The following is a 488-nucleotide window of genomic DNA, read 5'->3' as shown; positions in this document are numbered from 1 at the left end:
GCTTAACACCCAATAGCTCGGTCCAAATCGTCGCGAGTGTCGTCTCCAGCTCGCCTTGCGGCGCTTCATACGCTTGATGCGCCAGCGCCTCGTCATCCGGTGCGGGCAGCGCACGCCGATCCAGCTTGCCGTTGGACGTCAGCGGAAACGCGTCCAGCCGCACAAATGCACTGGGCACCATATACTCAGGCAGGCTCGCCGCCACCTGTGCGCGCAGTGTGCTCGCGAGCTGCTCGTCCGCTTCGGCCTGCACATACGCCACCAGCCGCTTAGCCGAGCCCTCACCGGTTGCCAGCACCATCGCATCACGCACTTGCGGATGCGCCGTTAAGCACGCTTCGACCTCACCCGGTTCAATCCGAAAGCCGCGGATCTTCACTTGCTCATCGTTGCGCCCCAAAAACTCCAGATTGCCGTCCGGTAAATAACGTGCCACATCCCCGGTCTTATATAGCCGTGCACCCGCTTCATCGGAGAACGGATCCGGC

General features: G+C 62.1%; 1 protein-coding gene. It reads right to left on the bottom strand.

Annotated features, from left to right (window positions below):
* Positions 1-488 (bottom strand): AMP-binding protein (locus tag KQH55_RS15620; protein WP_235091610.1); only part of this gene is annotated, 488 nt, incomplete at both ends.

Source organism: Mycetohabitans sp. B3, from assembly GCF_021498065.1.
Classification (GTDB): Bacteria; Pseudomonadota; Gammaproteobacteria; order Burkholderiales; family Burkholderiaceae; genus Mycetohabitans.
The sequence above is the reverse complement of the archived record's forward strand: the minus strand, read 5'-3'. Positions and strand labels throughout refer to the sequence as shown.